This is a genomic window from Bacillus pacificus (assembly GCF_020861345.1).
Lineage (GTDB): Bacteria > Bacillota > Bacilli > Bacillales > Bacillaceae_G > Bacillus_A > Bacillus_A pacificus.
Genome location: NZ_CP086328.1, coordinates 1352481 through 1373139, shown reverse-complemented (window position 1 = coordinate 1373139; position 20659 = coordinate 1352481). Strand labels below are relative to the sequence as shown.

Sequence of the window (20659 nt, the reverse complement as noted above, 5' to 3'; positions counted from 1 at the left end):
TTAAAGTGATTTTTTCTACTTCACTATAGCCACTTTGCATTATACACTATTTATTCATTTTAATGGAATTGCCTTCCACTAGAAGTTAGTAGGAAGCTACTATTTAACATACTCACCGTAAAAATATTTTTTGCTATACATCTATAATTATTGGTGATATAATGCTTTTGTTTTATAGAAAATAAAGTGAAGCTCCCATCTCAAAAAAGCTTTTGTGAATGGCAGAAAAACAAGTCTCATTCTAAAAAAGAACGTAACTTTTTTAGAACAAGATTATATAAAACAAACTCTAATAAATATTAAAAAAGAAGGGGTGTATAGATTGTCCCAATACGAAACACCATTGTTTACCGCTTTAGTTGAGCACAGTAAGCGAAATCCAATTCAATTCCATATTCCAGGGCATAAAAAAGGACAGGGCATGGATCCTGAATTTCGCGAATTTATTGGGCATAATGCATTAGCAATTGATTTAATTAATATTGCGCCGCTCGATGATTTACATCATCCAAAAGGTATGATTAAAGAAGCACAGGATTTAGCAGCCGCTGCATTTGGTGCGGATCATACTTTCTTTTCTATTCAAGGTACAAGTGGCGCAATTATGACAATGGTGATGAGCGTTTGCGGTCCTGGTGACAAAATACTAGTACCACGAAACGTGCATAAATCAGTAATGTCAGCTATTATTTTCTCAGGTGCAAAACCTATTTTCATGCATCCTGAAATTGATCCAAAACTTGGTATTTCACATGGAATCACAATTCAATCTGTCAAAAAGGCACTTGAAGAGCACTCAGATGCGAAAGGCCTACTTGTTATTAACCCAACATACTTTGGCTTTGCTGCGGACTTAGAACAGATTGTACAATTAGCACATTCTTACGATATCCCTGTACTCGTTGATGAGGCTCATGGTGTTCATATTCATTTTCACGATGAACTGCCGATGTCAGCGATGCAAGCCGGTGCAGATATGGCAGCAACAAGTGTTCACAAATTAGGTGGATCTTTAACGCAAAGTTCTATTCTTAATGTAAAAGAAGGCCTTGTGAACGTAAAACATGTTCAATCTATTATTAGCATGCTTACGACTACATCAACGTCTTACATCTTGTTAGCCTCCCTAGATGTTGCTAGAAAACGTCTTGCTACAGAAGGAACGGCACTCATAGAACAAACAATACAATTAGCGGAACAAGTTCGTGATGCTATAAATGATATCGAACATCTTTACTGTCCAGGGAAAGAAATGCTAGGTACGGATGCTACTTTTAACTATGATCCTACAAAGATAATTGTATCTGTAAAAGATTTAGGTATTACAGGCCATCAGGCTGAAGTATGGCTTAGAGAGCAATATAACATTGAAGTAGAGCTCTCAGATTTATACAACATACTATGTCTTGTCACTTTTGGGGATACAGAAAGTGAGACAAATACACTTATTGCAGCATTACAAGATTTATCAGCAACATTTAAAAATAAAGCTGATAAAGGTGTTCAAGTGCAAGTAGAAATTCCAGAAATACCTGTTTTAGCACTTTCTCCTCGAGATGCTTTTTATTCGGAAACAGAAGTCATCCCATTTGAAAATGCAGCAGGTCGTATTATAGCTGATTTCGTTATGGTTTATCCGCCAGGGATTCCAATCTTTACTCCGGGGGAAATTATTACACAAGATAACTTAGAGTATATTCGTAAAAACTTAGAAGCAGGTTTACCTGTACAAGGTCCTGAAGATATGACATTACAAACATTACGCGTGATTAAAGAGTACAAGCCTATCAGTTGATAGGCTTTTCTTTCACCCTTTTGGCCTTTTCTCATACGATATTATGTAATGTAACGTATAGGTGGGGATACTATTATGATTGTAATAGGCCGTTCTATTGTACATCCTTATATCACAAATGAATATGAGCCATTTGCAAATGAGAAACAACAAATTTTATCTATAATGGCAGGAAATCAAGAAATCTATTCCTTCCGAACATCTGATGAACTCAGCTTTGATCTAAATTTGCGTGTTCATATTATTACTTCTGCATTAGAACTTTTTCAAAGTGGTTTTCAGTTTCGCACATTTCAACAATCTTTTTGTAACCCTCAGTATTGGAAAAGAACATCTCTTGGAGGATTCGAGCTCCTTCCAAACATACCCCCTTCCATTGCCATACAAGATATTTTCAAAAACGGAAAACTATATGGAACTGAATGTGCCACCGCTATGATCATTATTTTTTACAAAGCTTTACTAGCATTATATGAGGAAGAAACCTTCAACCGTCTCTTTGCAAACCTTTTACTTTATACGTGGGACTACGATCAAGATTTAAAGCTCATAACAAAGACGGGTGGCGATCTTGTCCCAGGTGATCTCGTTTACTTTAAAAATCCACAAGTGAACCCAGCTACAATCGAGTGGCAAGGAGAAAATACAATCTATCTAGGAAATTTCTTTTTTTATGGGCATGGCGTAGGTGTAAAAACAAAAGAAGAAATTATATACGCGTTAAATGAGCGACGAGTCCCTTACGCTTTTATTTCCGCTTTCTTAACCGATACTATTACCCGTATCGATAGCCGTCTTATGAGCTACCACGCTTCTTCTAACACACCACAGACATCCATAGGATTTATTCCGATTAGAGATGATGCAATTGTTGCAACAGTTGGCAACACAACTACAGTTTATTAAAAAAAGCACCTACATATGTAGGCGCTTTTTTTATTTAAGCTTTTGAATGTTCTTTATGGTCACAGTCGCAATGAGATCCACATTTCCCGTATAGTACTGTTGATTTTTCATCTTCAAAATGTCCGATTGTTCCTTCACATACTTGGCATACGATTGTTCCCATTTTTCATTTCCCCCTGAGTTTTAATAGTAATCTATTTATTTATCATTAAGCTTTCGCATTATCTCTACTAGCACAGTCACAATTTGTTCCGCATTTTCCGTAAAGCACTGTCGTTTTTTCATCTTCAAAATGTCCGATTGTTCCTTCACATACTTGGCATACGATTGTTCCCATTTTTCATTTCCCCCTAAGTTTATGGTCCTAAAAACTTTCAGCTGTCCATTTCCTATCAATTATTGGGCTTTTGTATGCTCTGTGTGATCACATCCGCAAGATCCACATTTCCCGTAAAGTACCGTTACTTTCTCATCCTCGAAGTGTGCAATTGTACCTTCACAATCTTGACATACGATTGTTCCCATTTTTCATTTCCCCCTAAGTTTATAATCCCAAAAACTTTTTTGTAACCGCTTAACTTTCTGTCTTTATTTTAATATGTTATACTTTTTACGTCAATAGGTTTTTAGTATAACACATTAAATATTTTTATTTTAAATTAGTATGCGATATTCAAACAAAAAAACAGCCATATTTATACGTACGACTGTTTTACATTATTTATTCTTCATATTCCGCATGCAAAGATGTAGATGGAACTAAAAATGAGAAAAACTGAGCTAACTCAGCTGCTTCCTCTTCTGAACCTAATTTGAACACTTCCTGCAAATGTTGAACATTCTCTACATCATCTCGTCCAAGTAAAGTAGACCTTCCTGTTTGCATGCAAACAATAAGTGGCTTTCCAAAAAACATATTTGTATAAATAACACCAAAATCATAACGAGTATCATGTGTCATAAACCCCAAAAATCGTACCTTCACACTTTCATGCTCATCATACAATTTTTCAAACATCGGTTTCCACCTTTCTACATCACCTTTCATTAGTATATTAAACAAAAAAAGGAATACTCCTTTTAATTGTCAAAAAATTCAGTAGGATGTAGAATGAGAGTATTCTACTAAGTTAGGGGGAACTTATATGCAACATGCCTTTATTACGCTTGTACCTAAATCCAATCAACAATCTGTTTCAATAGATGATATAAAACAACTTTTTCATTATTATAAAACAGTTACTTCCAAAACTGGTGTTCAAATTAATTACGCTTATACAAATACCGCTTTTCCGTATGAAATTTTAGATACATCAGCAACAACATTCAAACTACAATCTACGCACGATCGATATGACTCCATTTATGTTGGTGTCGGTATAGAAAAGGAACAAACTTATATTCAAGTTTCTTTACCACCTAATGCAACATTTGGTGATAAAGGAAAAGCAAATGAATTTTGCCGTTTTCTAGCGAAGAAATTAGAAGGAGAGTTGAAATTATTTAATGGAAGAACAATGTATTTCTATAAACGTTAATTTAAAAAATAGAAAATATAATTAAGAAAAGTATGCAATTTGAACACGTAAGGAATAATGCCTGCTTTCTAATTTGCAATACAAAATATGCGATCACATATGCTAAATAAAGAAATACAAAAAATAGAATGACTTTATAATGCAACTTATCACCATTTGACAATGATAATACAACAGAAAAACCACTCCATAATAAAAAATGATAAAATATAACATGTAATATTTTCATGGAACCTTCTCCTTTGACATGCTCTATTTTATTAATATATGGTATTAAGTTTGAATCAATTACATATTACACGAAAGCATATATACGGCTTTTGGATTTATATATGTTTTAACAATTCAATTAAATTATTATATATTCATTCGACAAGTACGTATAAAGACCTTGCAAGCCACTTTTATTATAAAATAAAAAATAGCCCATCTCTTTAAATAAGAGATGGGCTATTTTCATTACTTAAATTATTTTACAATGTGAATTGGCATTCCAAGAGCAACTTCAGCTGCTTCCATTGTGATTTCACCTAATGTTGGGTGAGCGTGGATTGTTTGAGCGATATCTTCTGCTGTCATTCCAGCTTCGATAGCTAAACCAATCTCAGAAATAATATCAGAAGCGCCTGCACCTGCAACTTGAGCACCTACAAGAAGACCATCTTCTTTACGTGTTACAAGTTGTAAGAAACCGTCAGTGCTGTTTAATGATAATGCACGACCGTTAGCAGCGAATGGGAACTTAGATACAGTTACAGTCATTCCAGCTTCTTCAGCTTGTTTCTTAGTGTAACCAACAGATGCTAATTCTGGATCAGTGAAGCATACTGCAGGAATTCCGATGTAATCGATAGCTGACGCATGACCACTAATTGCTTCTACAGCTACTTTACCTTCGTAAGAAGCTTTGTGAGCTAATGGTGGTCCAGGAACGATATCACCGATTGCATAGATGTTTGGTACATTTGTACGACATTGCTCATCGATTTCGATGATGCCGCGGTCAGTCATTTTAACTCCAACTTGCTCAAGACCGATTTCTTGAGTGTTTGGACGACGACCTACAGTTACTAATACGTAATCTGCTTCTACAGTTTGGATTTCACCTTTAACTTCGAAGCTAACTTTTACGCCAGTTTCTGTTTCTTCAACGCCTTTAGCCATAGCTTTTGTATGGATTGTTACGTTACCTTTTTTCTGTAGAGCACGTTTAACAACAGAGCTCATAGCTTTTTCGAAACCAGCTAAGATTTCGTCGCCAGCTTCTACTACAGTAACTTCTGTACCGAAGTTAGCATATGCAGTACCTAATTCCATACCGATGTAACCGCCGCCGATTACAACAAGTTTTTTAGGAATTTCAGGTAAGCTTAAAGCACCTGTAGAGTTGATAACACGTTTAGAGTATTTGAATCCTGGAATTTCGATTGGTGTAGAACCAGTTGCAAGAACAGCATTTTTAAACGTATAAGTTTGAGCTGCATCTTCAGTCATTACGCGTAATGTGTTAGCATCTACGAAGTAAGCTTCACCGCGAATGATTTCAACTTTGTTACCTTTAAGAAGGCCTTCAACACCGCCAGTTAATTTCTTAACTACGCCGTTTTTCCATTCTTGAACTTTTGTAAAGTCAACTTTTACGTTCTCTGCAGTGATACCCATGTCATCAGAATGCATTGCATTCTCATAACGATGACCTGCATTGATTAACGCTTTTGAAGGAATACATCCAACGTTTAAACATACGCCACCAAGGTTAGCTTTTTCAATGATTGCTACCTTTTGACCTAATTGTGCTGCACGAATTGCCGCAACGTATCCACCAGGACCTGCACCAACAACGACTGTATCTAATTCAATTGGGAAATCTCCTACTACCATTGTTATTACGCCTCCATTACTAATAATTGTGGGTCATTCAATAGACGTTTAATTTGGTTTAATGCTTTTTGAGCAGTTGCGCCGTCAATTAAACGATGGTCAAAGCTTAGAGATAATGCTAATACTGGAGCTGCAACGATCTCACCGTTTTTCACAACTGGTTTCTCAGCGATACGGCCGATACCAAGGATTGCTACTTCTGGGTGGTTGATAACTGGAGTGAACCATTGTCCACCTGCAGAACCAATGTTTGTAATTGTGCAAGAAGCGCCTTTCATTTCAGCAGGAGCTAAACGACCTTCACGTGCTTTACCAGCAAGATCATTGATCTCGTTAGAAATTGTGAAGATAGACTTGCGATCTGTATCTTTAACAACTGGTACTAATAGACCTTTGTCTGTATCAGCTGCGATACCGATGTTGAAGTAATGTTTATGAACTACTTCTTGAGAAGCATCATCTAAAGAAGTGTTTAACATTGGATATTCACGTAATGCAGATGTTAAAGCTTTAACAACGTATGGAAGGTAAGTTAATTTAATACCTTTGTCAGCTGCAACAGCTTTGAACTTCTTACGGTGAGCAACAAGTTCAGTTACATCTACTTCATCCATTAATGTTACGTGAGGAGCTGTATGTTTAGAGTTAACCATTGCTTTCGCAATTGCTTTACGGATACCACTCATTTTCTCACGAGTTTCTGGATATTCACCAGCTGGAATTGGTTGTGCTTTTGGTGCTTCTTCTTTCGCTGCTGCTGGAGTAGCTTCTACTGCTGCTGGAGCCTCAGTTGCTGCTACTGCTTGTCCACCATTTGCAAATGCATCGATGTCAGCTTTTACGATACGACCGTTCTTACCAGAACCAGCTACTTTATGAATGTCTACGCCGTTTTCACGAGCATATTTACGAACAGATGGCATAGCGATTACGCGCTCATTTACTACTTCTGCAGTTGCTGCTGGAGTAGCTTCAGCTTTAGGAGCTTCTTCTTTTGCTTCTTCAGCTTTAGGAGCTTCGTCATGATCGTCGCCTTTAAATTTAAGGTTTTCGTATCCAGGAGCATCAAATTTAATTAATGTATCTCCAACTACTGCAACCGTACCTTCTTCTACAAGTACTTCAAGTACTTTACCTTTAACAGGAGAAGGAATTTCTACTACTGCTTTATCATTTTGTACTTCAAGAAGTACGTCGTCTTCGTTTACTTCGTCGCCTGGTTTAATAAACCATTTTACGATTTCACCTTCGTGGATACCTTCACCGATATCTGGTAGTTTAAATTCAAATGCCACGGAATTCAGCCCCCTGATTCATTTCTTTATTATGGAATATGGCAAAAGAAATCAGCATGTGCTGATTTCTTTTGCACATGAATAAGTAAAAATTAGAAGTTCATTACTTTGTTAACAGCTTCAACAATATCTTTATGGTTTGGTAACCATACGCTCTCAGCTTGAGAGAATGGGAATACTGTATCAGCAGCTGCAACACGTACAACTGGAGCTTCTAAGTTTAAGATTGCACGGTCGTTAATTTCCGCTACAACGTTAGCTGCAATACCAGCTTGTTTTTGAGCTTCTTGAACTACAACTACGCGGCCTGTTTTTTCAACAGAAGCGATGATTGTTTCGATATCTAATGGTTGAACTGTACGTAAGTCAACAACTTCTAAAGAGATACCTTCTTTTTCAAGTTCTTCAGCAGCTTTTAATGCAGCGTGAACCATAGCACCGTAAGCGATAACAGATACATCTGTACCTTCACGTTTGATGTCAGCTTTGCCTAAATCAATTGTGTATTCGCCTTCTGGTACATCTTGACGGAATGAACGGTATAATTTCATATGCTCTAAGTAGATAACTGGATCGTTGTCACGAATCGCAGAGATTAAAAGACCTTTTGCATCGTATGGAGTAGATGGAATAACAACTTTTAGACCAGGTTGTTGAGCCACTAAACCTTCTAAGCTATCAGCATGTAGTTCAGGAGTATGAACACCACCACCGAATGGAGAACGAACTGTTACTGGAGCAGTCCAACGTCCACCAGAACGGTAACGCATACGAGCTAATTGACCAGAAATTGAATCCATTACTTCATAAACGAAACCGAAGAATTGGATTTCTGGAACTGGACGGAATCCTTCAAGTGCAAGTCCAACTGCAAGTCCACCAATACCAGACTCTGCAAGTGGAGTATCCATTACACGGTCTTCACCGAATTCAGCTTGTAAACCTTCAGTAGCACGGAATACACCGCCGTTTACACCAACGTCTTCACCAAACACAAGTACGTTAGGGTCATTTTTCATTTCAACGCGTAAAGCATCAGTGATTGCTTGAATCATTGTCATTTGAGCCATGGCTTACTTCGACTCCTTTTCTTTGTAAATTTCATATTGTTCAGCTAAGTTGTAAGGCATTTTTTCGTACATGATTTCCATTAAATCAGTAACTTTTTGTTTTGGAGCTTGGTCAGCCTTAGCAATTGCTTGTTTGATATCTTCTTTTGCTTCTTCGATTACTTTCTCTTCAACTTCTTGAGACCATAGGCCTTTGTTTTCTAAGAATGCACGGAAGCGTACGATTGGATCTTTTTGTTCCCATTCGTTCTCGATATCTTTTGTACGGTAACGAGTTGGGTCATCACCAGCCATTGTATGTGGACCGTAACGGAATGTTAAAGTCTCGATTAAAGTAGGACCTTCGCCATTTACTGCACGCTCACGAGCGAAAGCAGTTGCTGCGTATACAGCTAATGGATCCATACCGTCTACTTGAATTCCGTAAATACCTGCTGCTACTGCTTTTTGTGCTACAGTTTTAGCTGCAGATTGCTTTTCTACTGGAGTAGAGATTGCATAACGGTTGTTTTGTACAACGAAGATTGCTGGAGCTTTGAATGCGCCCGCAAAGTTCATACCTTCGTAGAAGTCACCTTGTGAAGCACCACCGTCACCAGTGTAAGTAATTGCAACAGATTTTTTACCACGTAATTTCATACCTAACGCAACACCAGCAGTTTGGATGATTTGCGCACCGATGATGATTTGTGGAGCAAGTGCATTTACGTTCTCAGGCATTTGGTTACCCATGAAATGTCCACGAGAGAATAAGAATGCTTGGTATAATGGTAAACCGTGCCATACTAATTGTGGCACATCACGATATCCTGGTAAGATGAAATCTTCTGCTTCAAGTGCGAAATGACTTGCTAATTGAGAAGCCTCTTGTCCAGCTGTTGGTGCGTAGAAACCTAAACGTCCTTGACGGTTTAAAGAAATAGAACGTTGATCTAGTACGCGAGTATACACCATACGGCGCATTAATTCTTTTAATTGATCATCAGATAATTCAGGCATAGCTGCTTCATTCACAACTTCGCCTTTTTCATTTAAAATTTGTAATGTTTCAAATTGAGCTGCGATAGCTTTCATTTGCTCATCAACATTAAATAGGGTCTTTTTTGTTTTAGTACCCATTCCGTTCACCTCTTCCTCTCTTGAACCATATTCTGAAACGCTTTCACTATCTATTAGCTAGATGGAAACCGCAACAATGTAAACCAACAAATTTATTTGTCGGTTGAGAATAATTTTGTGTACCTAACAATCTGTACTAATGTTTTTTCAGAAACATATTAATACAATCTTGATCACGTTTTTTAGTTTACAACTATTCTAATTACGATGTCAATTACTTTGAATACGTTTTTTTATAAATAATCTGCAGGTTTCTCCTACACAAACGTGTTTTTATTTTTCACATCTGTATTAGTAAGCATTAACCTACTGTTATATTATTCCCTTTTTAACTTGTTTTTTCTCTTAGAATAATATGTAAACGATTTAATTCCCTTTAGTTTTTCTCTCTTCTTAGCAAAAATATACAAACTCTTCTTCCTTTTATAGGTAATTACCCATACATTTCTACTCTTCCCTCCATACATTATAGTAACCGCAGTATTAGCGGGAAATGATAAAGGAGGTCATCTCATGTACGGATATTCATATTGCTATCCAACTTGTTCATATCCTTCCTACGGTTATGGCGGTTCTTGTGGTGGGTCTGGACGCGGCTTCGCCTTAATCGTTGTGTTGTTTATTCTTTTAATTATCGTTGGTGCTGCTTGCATTCGCTAATGTAAAATGAAACAACTATGGAAAGAAAGAGACGGCTCTGCCGTCTCTTTCTTTTTATTCCTACATAACCGATCTATCTTCCCCTTACTTGCCGATGACTTTTTCCATCTCCTTTGGTAGACTAAAAGGGAAAGGAGAGATTACATATGCTTACAATGAAAGATGTAATTCGCGAAGGAGATCCTATTTTGCGAAACGTTGCAGAAGAGGTAGTACTACCAGCGAGCGAAGAAGATACAAATACTCTTAAAGAAATGATTGAATTTGTAATAAATAGCCAAGATCCTGAAATGGCTGAAAAATATAGTTTACGCCCTGGAATCGGATTAGCGGCTCCGCAAATCGGTATTTCAAAAAGAATGATTGCGGTTCATGTAACAGATACGGACGGTACGTTATATAGTCATGCATTATTCAATCCAAAAATCATTAGCCATTCTGTTGAACGTACATATTTACAAAGTGGTGAAGGCTGTCTATCAGTAGACCGTGAAGTACCTGGTTATGTCCCTCGTTATACAAGAATTACAGTGAAAGCAACTTCTATTAACGGCGAAGAAGTGAAATTACGTTTAAAAGGGTTACCAGCAATTGTATTTCAACATGAAATTGACCATTTAAATGGTGTTATGTTCTATGACCACATTAATAAAGAAAATCCATTTACCGCTCCTGACGATTCAAAACCTCTGGAGCGATAGTAAAAAAGGCGGAATACACTCTTCCGCCTTTTTACTATATGAAATAGATTCCATATTCACTTATAGCAATCCAGCCCATTTTAAACCGTGATATATACCGTCTTCACTAACATCCTTTGTCACATGATTCGCAAGTTTTTTCAAGTCTTCATGACCATTCCCCATCACAATACCTGTCCCAACTGCTTCAATCATTTCTAAATCATTTAAGCCATCCCCAAATGCATACACTTGTTCACGGTTAAATCCTAATTTTTCAATAAATTTCTCAATCCCTTTTGCCTTAGAACCACCATTTGGAATAATATCCATTGAATACGCATGCCAGCGAATAAAATGAAAGTCTGGGTATTGATTTATAAACTTTTCTTCTTCATTTACTTCACAGAAAAGAAGTGTTTGATAAATATTACGCTTCTCATAAAAATCAGGTTCATATGCCGGATGCTCAAAATGTAAACTGCCAAACCCTTCTTTCACATAATCATGATATTCCACTGATGCTCTCATTTCTTGATGATCAAGATATACAAGCGGATATCCTTCTTGTTTTGCAAACTGAGTAAACTTATGTAGAGCAGCTGGATGTAATGGGTTATTAAATACTACCTCATCTTCAAATACAACGTACTGTCCATTAAAGCTAACATAATTGTGGATATTCAGTTCCTTACGAATATCTTCAAACATAAATGGTGCACGTCCTGTCGCAATTGCTACATGCACGCCTTTTTCTTGTAACTGTCTTACTGCATCTCGTGTAGATTGCGGAATCTTCTTATCATGATCTAATAATGTTCCATCAATATCAAAAAAGACAATTTTATCATTCATTTGTCAAAATCCTTTCTGTTACTCTATATTCCTATTTTGATTATCGCTTTTCAAATGCTAAAAAAAAGTATAACATATTAAACATCTGTGAAGAAAGCGTTCACTTTCTGACCTTATTTATGAAACCTGCATATATATATTAGTAAAAAATGTGGATACTTGTTCGTATGAATTTTCTTTTCTATTCTTTCTCATACTATATCTATAACTAACGGCTACTAATCGTTACTATAGAATAACTTTCTCTGTATGAGAAAAGACAAGATTCAACATTCACTTTTGTCCTCTTTCTTATATCAGAGACGGCGTTTTCACTAGTAATATGCATGTTTAAAATAAGGAAAGGAAGGAGTAATCATGCTGAAGAAGCTGAAGAAAAAGCTGAAGCGTTATTTAAAAGATCTAGTCCGTAAAAAGACGATCGCTTAAATTGTGCCCATTTCGGGCTTTTTCTTCATTCTCATTCGAAAAAACATGAAAATCGTGACTGTTTGCTTTATAATAAGTAACAGATAATGCAAAACATAGACAAGGAGAGGTTTTCCAAATGATTTTTAAAGTATTTTATCAAGAAAAAATGACTGAGGTTCCAGTACGTGAAAATACAAAAGTTTTATATTTAGAGGCTACGTCTGAAAAGGATGTTCGTACAAAATTAAATAAGTTCGCATATAATATCGAATTCGTTCAGTCTGTGACTGGCAATCATCTTGAATATGAAAAAGAAAACGCTGATTTAACATTAGCGGAAATCGTATAGTCATATGAAATTTCTAAAGAATGATCAAGCAGCCGTTTTTGCTTTAGGTGGTCTTGGTGAAATCGGTAAAAATACATATGCTGTTCAATTTCAAGATGAAATTATTATAATTGACGCTGGAATTAAGTTTCCAGAAGACGAACTCCTCGGAATCGATTATGTAATACCAGATTACACTTATTTTGTGCGAAACGAAGATAAAATTAAAGGGTTATTCATTACACATGGTCACGAAGATCATATCGGTGGAATTCCTTACTTATTACGTCAAGTGAACATTCCGATTTATGGCGGAAAATTAGCAATTGCACTAATCAAAAACAAATTAGAAGAGCACGGATTACTTCGTAAAGCAAAGCTTTATGAAATTCAAGAAGATGATGTTATTAAATTTAAAAAGACATCTGTTTCCTTCTTCCGTACAACTCACAGTATCCCAGATTCATACGGAGTTGTTGTGAAAACACCTCAAGGACAAGTGGTTCATACTGGAGATTTCAAATTTGACTTCACACCGGTTGGTGAACCAGCGGACTTAACAAAAATGGCTGAAATCGGAAAAGACGGTGTACTTTGTCTCTTATCTGACAGTACAAACAGTGAGGTTCCAAACTTTACAATGTCTGAGCGCCGTGTTGGTGATAGTATTCAAGATATTTTCCGCAAAGTAGAAGGTCGTATTATCTTCGCAACCTTTGCATCAAATATCCATCGCTTGCAACAAGTCGTTGAAGCGGCTGTTGAAAACAATCGTAAAGTGGCTGTATTTGGCCGAAGTATGGAGGCAGCGATTGAAATCGGACAAAACCTCGGTTATATTCGCTGTCCGAAAGATACATTCATAGATGCATCTCAATTAAATCGTCTACCGGCTAATAAAGTTGTTATTTTATGTACAGGTAGTCAAGGGGAGCCAATGGCAGCACTTTCACGTATTGCTAATGGTACCCATCGTCAAATTCAAATTATTCCTGGCGACACAGTTGTGTTCTCTTCTTCACCAATCCCTGGTAATACAGTTAGTGTAAGCCGTACAATTAATATGTTGTACCGTGCTGGTGCTGATGTAATCCACGGAAAACTGTCAAACATTCATACGAGTGGACACGGTGGACAAGAAGAACAAAAACTAATGCTTCGTCTAATTAAACCGAAGTATTTCATGCCAATTCATGGTGAATATCGTATGCAACGTATGCATATGAAATTAGCAAATGATTGTGGTATTCCAGAAGAAAACTGTTTCATTATGGATAATGGTGATGTTCTTGCCTTACGTTCAGATGAAGCAAGTGTAGCTGGTAAAATACCATCTGGATCTGTTTATATTGACGGAAATGGTATTGGAGATATCGGTAATATCGTATTACGCGATCGTCGTATCCTTTCTGAAGAAGGACTTGTTATTGTCGTTGTAAGCATTGATATGAAAGAATTTAAAGTTGCAGCAGGGCCTGATATTATCTCACGTGGTTTCGTTTATATGCGCGAAAGTAGTGATTTAATTAATGATGCTCAAACATTAATTACAACTCATTTAGAAAAAGTAATGGAACGTAAAACAACGCAATGGTCTGAAATTAAAAATGAAATTACAGATACATTAGCACCATTCCTATATGAGAAAACGAAACGTCGCCCAATGATTTTACCAATCATTATGGAGATATAAGAAAAAAGGACAATACCTTTATGGTATTGTCCTTTTCTCTTATCTTAAAAAGTGCTTGAAACGATCTACTTCATCGTCATGACCAATTACAATTAATATATCTCCCGCTTGAATATTTTCCGTAGCTCGAGGGGATACAATAACTTCTTTACCACGTTTAATCGCTACAATATTCAATCCAAACTTCGCACGAATATCTAATTCGATTAAAGAATGACCATCAATTTTTTTATTTGCAATAATCTCTACAATGCTATGCTCATCTGAAAGCTCAAGATAGTCTAGCACATTACTTGATGCAATATTATTAGCAATCCTTTTTCCCATATCACGCTCTGGGTGCACAATGTGATCTGCTCCTATTTTACTTAATACTTTTTCATGGTAATCATTTTGAGCTTTTACAGTAATATTTTTTACACCTAACTCTTTCAGAATTAATGTTGTTAAAATACTTGAATTTAAATTGTCTCCAATCGCAACGACTACATGATCAAAATTACGAATACCAAGACTTTTTAATACCATCTCATCTGTTGAATCTGCAATTACAGCATGTGAAGCTATATTTGCAAACTCATTAATTTTATCCTCATCTGAGTCAATTGCCATTACTTCCATACCTAATTGAGCAAGTTCCCGACAAATACTTCCACCAAAACGCCCAAGCCCAATGACAGCAAATTCTTTCTCTTTTTCACCCACAGAAATTCCTCCAATAACATCGAATACTATGTATTTTTATTGTAACATACTTTAGATTTGCTACAAAAACCTGTATATCATTCTTTATTTTTGTTTTTGCATATAAAAATACTGTTGTAAATAAAATACGATACTGAAAATTAACATACCAAATACAAATATGTTTCCAAATGAACTAAACGTTTCAAAAACGAATAATAACGTTTCTTGTCCGAAGAAAGCAAATAATAGTTGTGTGAATGCGAATAGCAATGCCAATATGTAATGGTGTTGATGGAATAAATAATGCGTTGCACCTAAAAAAGCGATAAACGAAAGAATGAAAATCCACCAATTTTCTAAAAACAGTTGCCAATTCGTAAATTGATACCCATTTACTAATATCGCAATAATTGCTATAACCGCCATCGTTGGCACACTCCATAACAATGCACGCCCTCTAAAGAAATGCGTACCTTTTACATCTCCCTTTTCATTTGCAATGTATGTTAGCACGACAGTACTTATATACAACACAGAGAGAATTGTTAAAACAATTATGAGCCAAAAATGCAACTGATAATATTCATGTTCTATATTCGTCACGATAGCAGCTAGCATACACGGTATTAGCATTCCCGTCCAACCATCTACTTTTCTCTCATTCCAAAATACCGTATTACCAATACGAATTCCTAATAGCATAAAAATAATGATACCTAGTACAAATAATGTAGTCTTATTTCCTACTAAGCTCGTTGAAAAAGCAATTAATCCAATAAATAAAAAAAGAACAAACCCATTCATAATTTCTAGTACAGGTGATAAATACCTTTTCACCCAGTTGTATGTCTCTTCATATTCATGATTATTCGCTAAACGGTAGGCATAAAAACTTATCCCAAAATAAACCGCCGCAATAATAACATATGTATATAAAACAAAACATAAAATCGCACTGCTAATCTGCACGTAATTCCCCACCCTTTTTTCTACGTTTCACCTTGATTTTACACACTCTCCACACGAATTGTAAACATATATAAGCTAGTTAACTAATCATCTTCTCAATAAGTGATAATGAATAATGAGCAGCGGCTCAAAACCACTGCTCATTATTTTATCCATTTGTATGCCGATGTGTATCCAGAACAGATATAAAAGATGTTTTCACCTTGGAACTAACGAATACCCACTTTAAATTGTTACAAAGTTGGCGAGCAAATTTACTTTCTAGTTCCCTTCCACTTTACATATTGATCTAAAAATACGATAGCTTTCTCAATAGCCTCTTCATCTGGCTTTAATTTTGCATGATGTAAACCATATTCTGAATTTACTCCAAGCCAAAACATAAATCCAGGAATCTCTTGAAGCATATAACCAAAATCTTCACCTGTCATTGCCTCAGTACATGTAATTACTTTCATATCAGTTTGTTCACTTACAAATTGCATAAACTCTCTCGTTAATGCTTCATGGTTATATACTTGATGATACATCGCTCCGTAGTCAATAACCGCTTCACATTGGAAGGAAGCTTCTATACCTGCAACAATTGCCTCAACCCTACTTTTAACACGAATCATTGATTCCACTGATAACGTTCGAATCGTTCCTTCTAACCGAGACTTTTCTGCTATGATATTTTGAACTGTACCGCCTGTTATTTTTCCGATTGTAATTACTGCACTATCAAGTGGGTTTACATTACGACTAATAACAGACTGAAGCTGTGTAACAAGGTGACTAGCTGCGACAATCATATCATTTGCAGTATGAGGATAAGCTGCATGTCCACCTTTCCCCTTTAAATCAACATATAACTCTGATGTATTTGCAAATAATAGCCCCTCTTTTGTAGCAATTGTTCCTACAGGGTATTCAGGTGCAATATGAAGGCCGAGAATAATATTCGGCTTCCATTCTTTTAACTCTTCACTCTCTAACATAGGAAGAGCCCCTCCAGGCCCTTCTTCAGCTGGTTGGAATAGAAATACAAGGTCATCATCTATTCTTTCTGTTACAGCTGCTGTTAGGAGGCCTAAACCGATTGTCGTATGTAAGTCATGTCCACATGCATGCATCATTCCTTCATGAACAGAAGCGAACTCATATCCAGTTTCCTCTGTAATTGGTAAACCGTCTATATCTGCGCGATAACCTATAACTTTTTCTGGATTTCTTCCCTTTACTTTAACAATGACACCTGTTCTCCATACTTTCACTTCCACATGTTCATTCGAAAGCGTTCCTATGTAATCTAAAATATACTGTTGTGTTTTCCACTCTTTAAATCCAATTTCCGGTATTTTGTGTAAGTCTCTACGAATTTGAACGAATTTGCTTACTACCATTTTTGCACCTCTATCTATAAAAAGCGTAAGAGCCTGTTTATGCTCTTACGCTTTTTTGTTTTTATTTCTCTGGGTTTAATTGACGAAGCTCTTGTTTAATTTCAGTTTTTGCTTTTGTCTTCTCATCAATCTCTTTAATTACACGTGCTGGAGTACCTGCTACAACTGTATATGGAGGTACATCTTCTGTTACAACAGCTCCTGCTGCTACAACTGCACCTTTACCTACTGTAACTCCCTCTAACACAACTACGTTAGCACCAATAACAACATCGTCTTCAACGATAACTGGTTTTGCTGAAGGTGGCTCAATAACACCTGCAAGTACTGCGCCTGCACCTACGTGACAGTTCTTACCAACAGTTGCACGTCCACCAAGTACCGCGTTCATGTCGATCATAGACCCTTCACCAATTACAGCACCGATATTAATTGTTGCATTCATCATAATAACAGCGTTGTCGCCGATTTCAACGTGGTCACGAATAATCGCACCTGGCTCAATACGAGCTTTAATACCTTTTAAATCAAGCATTGGAATTGCAGAATTACGACGGTCATTTTCAACAACGTAATCAACAATGTACTTGCTATTTTCATCTAGAATTGTCTTAATTTCAGACCATTCTCCAAATAATACACCAGACTTTTTATTTACAAATGCTTGTACCGTTTCAGGGAATGTTACTTCTTTTAAATCCCCTTTTATGTATACCTTTACAGGAGTTTTCTTTTCACTTTTTTGAATAAACGAAATAATTTCGTTAGCGTCCATCATTTTCATTCTTGTTGCCTCCTAAATCCATTTATAATGTTACTCTACCAAACGATAGGGCGAGTAGCAAGATAATAATCCTATTTTTCCATTTGAATTTCTTCTATAATTTCTAAAAATGCTTGTACTTGCTTCAATTGTCTAGCTGATTCACTCGTCAATAACCATGTTTCTCTCGTTAATTGGACAGGTGTTTTATACATATTTTCCTGTACTTCTTTTAAAACAGTAGAAGGTAAAAGAGCATAACCTATACCATTTAAAACGAGTTGTTTGCAAGTCTCAATTTGATCAACGACAATTGTTCTCTTAGGTGGATTAGAAAATAAACCATACCACCAATTTTGTATTTGTCCATAATAAGTCGAATCACTTTTAAATTGAATAAATGGTCTATTTGTTTCTTTTAACATCGAAATATCTTTTATTTCTTTATCCACTAAATAAAGTTCATCTTCAAATAATTGTTGCTTCTGGCCTTTATATTCTTGTGTTCCTCTCAATATAGCAACATGAACGTCTCCTTCATAAAATTGCTTTTGCACTTCACTACTCCAGCCAGTAAACAGCGATATTTTTACAGAAGGATATTTATGTACAAACTTCTTCAAAACAGGAGGAAGCCAATATTGACCAATAACTGATGCGACAGCTATTTTTAACGTCCCATGAGTTTCTGTTCTAAAAACAGCTAGCTCACTTTTAATATCCTCTTCCCTTTGTAGCATTTCTTTTGCGTAATTTGCGACTTTTTCCCCTTCAGGTGTAATTGTCAATCCTTTTTGCGAGCGAATAAAAAACTTCATTCCCCATTGTTTCTCCATAGATTGTAATCGTTGACTAAGCGCAGGTTGTGAAACAAATAAACGTTCCGCCGCTTTTCTCATATTTGATTCCTGTGCTAACACAACCATCATTTGAAAATCATCAATTTGCAACTTTCTCCCTCTTTCCTTAGCTTCCATACACCTTATCTCAATAAGCTTTTCATCCTTAATTTAACTACATACGCTTATATTTTTTATCTTTTTAAATATAATACATACACAACTGATATGCACGAAAAAAAAGTGACTTCTTCGGTTCTATGAAGTCACTTTTCTCACATTATCGATTATGTTGCCTTACTTTTTTATTCAACAATTTCAAAATCGCTCGACGTGTTAAAATCCCCTCAAAATACCCATCTTCATTGACAGCGCAAATAAATGGATGATCAATAGTCATTTCTAATGCTTTTGCAAATGAATCTTCTAACTTAAGAACCGGAATATCTTTCTTCATTACTTGCTCTACTTTCATTTCGTCAAGTCTTTCAAACTCAATGCGTTCTAGCCCTAACATACCGTCTAAAATCATAGCAGTACTAATTAACCCATGCAATTTGTACATCGGGTCCAAAACAGGTATCGCCGAATATCCAGATTTCACAAGTACGAGTAAAGCATGCTCTAAACCATTCCCTATTTGGACGTGTGCTACTTTTTCTGATGAAATCATTAAATCTTTTACAAAAATTTGTTGAAACTCGTCTTTTGGAATACTAATCATATTACATCCCCCATTTTCCCTTTTTCCTGCTTATAATTACCGGCTCTATTCACATTTTATGACAGCGTTTTCACATTATTATTTTGTCCTTACATTCTTTCAGTAAAAAACAAAATTACACAGCTATTTTAGCATATAACACAAAAAAAAGACTACCATTCCGGTAGCGCTTAATACCCTTTATTTTTTAATCTGTAAAATAACCTTGTGATTTTTTTATATTGCATCACGTCTGTCTTTTTTAAACCATTCTCGATATCTGTAAGTTCCACAGCTAAAATTTCACTCGCATAATTTTGCTGAAATAAAATATCTAGTAACAAACTTTCCTCTTCTTCCGTTAAAACAAATTCCCTTTTCATATACCCCTCTCCTTATACTCGCATCGTTACCATTATTATATAAAATTTTCAGCCTATTTAATAGATGTAATATTCAGTTTTTAGTGGAAGAAATATATAAATTGTTTTTATTTCGTATATCGATTTGCATAACTAAACGCCGCATAAGCATCTGGCTTAATTTTTGCAGTTAATCCCATCGCTTGAATTTTCGCTGTCATATCTAGAATAAATTCTTTTGTTAAACCATCATTTCCGATATCTAAGTGAATCTCCATTATAAAACCAGCACCATCTTGAGCATATGGATGCAATAAATCCCATATTGTTTGTATATGATTTGGAGTAAATAGGCATGCAATTTCTTGACTAAACTGCGTCTCTAAATATATTTTCTCACGTAAAGTTGCTGGCTTATCTTTTACTGATTGATGGTGTAAACACCCCCAGGCTCCTTTTCCAACGCGATGAATATGAATTGCCGTAATAAACCTCGTATCCTTTTGATGTGCTTGTGAGTCTGTCCCAATGGATAAACGATATAAATTTCGCGGATCCTTTTCAATGAAATTACAAATACGGGTAAAGACCATATCAAAATTTAAATGTCTCTCTGAAACATTATAAAATTTATGTTCACCGGCCACATAGTCACGTCCTTTCAATTAGACAGACTTTTCGTATTCTCATTGTATGGGACAAAAACAAAAATTATAACTC

Annotated in this window: 25 protein-coding genes; 7 read left to right on the top strand and 18 right to left on the bottom strand. The window is 36.0% G+C overall.

The features are described from left to right. The first annotated feature begins 322 nt into the window (after nt 1-322). Together speA and LMD38_RS07300 are read left to right on the top strand one after the other, a co-directional pair. Nucleotides 323-1795, top strand: coding sequence for an arginine decarboxylase (gene speA, locus LMD38_RS07305; protein WP_000084887.1), 1473 nt, complete (start codon nt 323-325; stop codon nt 1793-1795). Nucleotides 1796-1870: 75 nt separating this feature from the next. Continuing rightward, the gene (locus LMD38_RS07300) at nt 1871-2701 is read left to right on the top strand and encodes a protein-glutamine gamma-glutamyltransferase (protein ID WP_062821975.1); all 831 of its coding nucleotides are present in this window, start codon (nt 1871-1873) and stop codon (nt 2699-2701) included. Between the two features lie 34 nt (nt 2702-2735). Here LMD38_RS07300 and LMD38_RS07295 read toward each other — a convergent pair whose 3' ends face one another. The 4 genes from LMD38_RS07295 to LMD38_RS07280 all read right to left on the bottom strand — a co-directional run bounded on the left by LMD38_RS07295 (nt 2736) and on the right by LMD38_RS07280 (nt 3719). Then, entirely contained in the window at nt 2736-2864 is a 129-nt protein-coding gene (locus LMD38_RS07295) for a GapA-binding peptide SR1P (protein ID WP_000536793.1), read from the bottom strand. A 45-nt stretch (nt 2865-2909) separates the two neighbouring features. Next, nucleotides 2910-3038, bottom strand: coding sequence for a GapA-binding peptide SR1P (locus tag LMD38_RS07290; RefSeq protein ID WP_000536805.1), 129 nt, complete (start codon nt 3036-3038; stop codon nt 2910-2912). Between the two features lie 59 nt (nt 3039-3097). After that, complete coding sequence (locus LMD38_RS07285) at nt 3098-3226, bottom strand: GapA-binding peptide SR1P (protein ID WP_000536778.1); 129 nt, start codon at nt 3224-3226, stop codon at nt 3098-3100. A gap of 196 nt (nt 3227-3422) precedes the next feature. Continuing rightward, on the bottom strand, nt 3423-3719 hold the full coding sequence (locus LMD38_RS07280) for a DUF3055 domain-containing protein (RefSeq protein ID WP_011040622.1): 297 nt from the start codon (nt 3717-3719) through the stop codon (nt 3423-3425). A 127-nt stretch (nt 3720-3846) separates the two neighbouring features. Here LMD38_RS07280 and LMD38_RS07275 point away from each other — a divergent pair, with 127 nt between their 5' ends. Then, nucleotides 3847-4239 carry a DUF1885 family protein gene (locus LMD38_RS07275; RefSeq protein ID WP_001163309.1) on the top strand — a complete coding sequence of 131 codons (393 nt, stop codon included), beginning with the start codon at nt 3847-3849 and terminating at the stop codon, nt 4237-4239. 1 nt (nt 4240) lies between these two features. On the opposite strand, the gene LMD38_RS07270 is transcribed toward LMD38_RS07275, so the two are convergent. From LMD38_RS07270 to pdhA, 5 genes are all read right to left on the bottom strand, one after another. Continuing rightward, complete coding sequence (locus LMD38_RS07270; protein WP_000697468.1) at nt 4241-4468, bottom strand: hypothetical protein; 228 nt, start codon at nt 4466-4468, stop codon at nt 4241-4243. A 239-nt stretch (nt 4469-4707) separates the two neighbouring features. Then, entirely contained in the window at nt 4708-6120 is a 1413-nt protein-coding gene (gene lpdA / locus LMD38_RS07265; protein WP_000260111.1) for a dihydrolipoyl dehydrogenase, read from the bottom strand. A gap of 5 nt (nt 6121-6125) precedes the next feature. Continuing rightward, complete coding sequence (pdhC, locus tag LMD38_RS07260) at nt 6126-7415, bottom strand: pyruvate dehydrogenase complex dihydrolipoyllysine-residue acetyltransferase (RefSeq protein WP_000863427.1); 1290 nt, start codon at nt 7413-7415, stop codon at nt 6126-6128. A gap of 92 nt (nt 7416-7507) precedes the next feature. Continuing rightward, nucleotides 7508-8485: a pyruvate dehydrogenase complex E1 component subunit beta gene (gene pdhB, locus LMD38_RS07255; RefSeq protein ID WP_000068166.1), complete on the bottom strand. Its 978-nt coding sequence runs from the start codon at nt 8483-8485 to the stop codon at nt 7508-7510. Between the two features lie 3 nt (nt 8486-8488). Further along, nucleotides 8489-9604 carry a pyruvate dehydrogenase E1 component subunit alpha gene (pdhA, locus tag LMD38_RS07250; RefSeq protein ID WP_000536893.1) on the bottom strand — a complete coding sequence of 372 codons (1116 nt, stop codon included), beginning with the start codon at nt 9602-9604 and terminating at the stop codon, nt 8489-8491. A gap of 513 nt (nt 9605-10117) precedes the next feature. On the opposite strand from pdhA, the gene LMD38_RS07245 reads away from it, so the two are divergent. Together LMD38_RS07245 and def are read left to right on the top strand one after the other, a co-directional pair. Next, on the top strand, nt 10118-10264 hold the full coding sequence (locus LMD38_RS07245; protein ID WP_000274562.1) for a YjcZ family sporulation protein: 147 nt from the start codon (nt 10118-10120) through the stop codon (nt 10262-10264). Nucleotides 10265-10410: 146 nt separating this feature from the next. Next, nucleotides 10411-10965, top strand: coding sequence for a peptide deformylase (def, locus tag LMD38_RS07240; protein WP_061183946.1), 555 nt, complete (start codon nt 10411-10413; stop codon nt 10963-10965). Between the two features lie 60 nt (nt 10966-11025). Here def and LMD38_RS07235 read toward each other — a convergent pair whose 3' ends face one another. Further along, nucleotides 11026-11799: a Cof-type HAD-IIB family hydrolase gene (locus LMD38_RS07235; protein ID WP_000998288.1), complete on the bottom strand. Its 774-nt coding sequence runs from the start codon at nt 11797-11799 to the stop codon at nt 11026-11028. Nucleotides 11800-12346: 547 nt separating this feature from the next. Here LMD38_RS07235 and LMD38_RS07230 point away from each other — a divergent pair. Next, nucleotides 12347-12559, top strand: a complete 213-nt coding sequence (locus LMD38_RS07230; protein WP_000576444.1) for a DNA-dependent RNA polymerase subunit epsilon — start codon at nt 12347-12349, stop codon at nt 12557-12559. Between the two features lie 4 nt (nt 12560-12563). Continuing rightward, the gene (gene rnjA / locus LMD38_RS07225) at nt 12564-14231 is read left to right on the top strand and encodes a ribonuclease J1 (protein ID WP_000670369.1); all 1668 of its coding nucleotides are present in this window, start codon (nt 12564-12566) and stop codon (nt 14229-14231) included. 39 nt (nt 14232-14270) lie between these two features. Here rnjA and LMD38_RS07220 read toward each other — a convergent pair whose 3' ends face one another. From LMD38_RS07220 to LMD38_RS07185, 8 genes are all read right to left on the bottom strand, one after another. Further along, nucleotides 14271-14936, bottom strand: a complete 666-nt coding sequence (locus LMD38_RS07220) for a potassium channel family protein (RefSeq protein ID WP_000504032.1) — start codon at nt 14934-14936, stop codon at nt 14271-14273. A gap of 84 nt (nt 14937-15020) precedes the next feature. Continuing rightward, the gene (locus LMD38_RS07215) at nt 15021-15887 is read right to left on the bottom strand and encodes a hypothetical protein (protein WP_062821974.1); all 867 of its coding nucleotides are present in this window, start codon (nt 15885-15887) and stop codon (nt 15021-15023) included. A gap of 254 nt (nt 15888-16141) precedes the next feature. After that, on the bottom strand, nt 16142-17272 hold the full coding sequence (locus tag LMD38_RS07210; RefSeq protein ID WP_062821973.1) for an N-acetyldiaminopimelate deacetylase: 1131 nt from the start codon (nt 17270-17272) through the stop codon (nt 16142-16144). Nucleotides 17273-17333: 61 nt separating this feature from the next. After that, the gene (gene dapD, locus LMD38_RS07205; protein WP_000783248.1) at nt 17334-18056 is read right to left on the bottom strand and encodes a 2,3,4,5-tetrahydropyridine-2,6-dicarboxylate N-acetyltransferase; all 723 of its coding nucleotides are present in this window, start codon (nt 18054-18056) and stop codon (nt 17334-17336) included. A 71-nt stretch (nt 18057-18127) separates the two neighbouring features. Continuing rightward, nucleotides 18128-19012 (bottom strand): transcriptional regulator CcpC, encoded by an 885-nt coding sequence (locus tag LMD38_RS07200; protein WP_001984809.1) that lies wholly within the window; start codon nt 19010-19012, stop codon nt 18128-18130. 142 nt (nt 19013-19154) lie between these two features. Then, nucleotides 19155-19598 (bottom strand): cyclic-di-AMP-binding protein CbpB, encoded by a 444-nt coding sequence (gene cbpB / locus LMD38_RS07195; protein WP_000623566.1) that lies wholly within the window; start codon nt 19596-19598, stop codon nt 19155-19157. Nucleotides 19599-19768: 170 nt separating this feature from the next. Continuing rightward, nucleotides 19769-19960, bottom strand: a complete 192-nt coding sequence (gene abbA / locus LMD38_RS07190; RefSeq protein WP_000817794.1) for an antirepressor AbbA — start codon at nt 19958-19960, stop codon at nt 19769-19771. Nucleotides 19961-20067: 107 nt separating this feature from the next. Then, nucleotides 20068-20586 (bottom strand): ribonuclease H-like YkuK family protein, encoded by a 519-nt coding sequence (locus LMD38_RS07185; RefSeq protein ID WP_000896650.1) that lies wholly within the window; start codon nt 20584-20586, stop codon nt 20068-20070. Between the last annotated feature and the right edge of the window lie 73 nt (nt 20587-20659).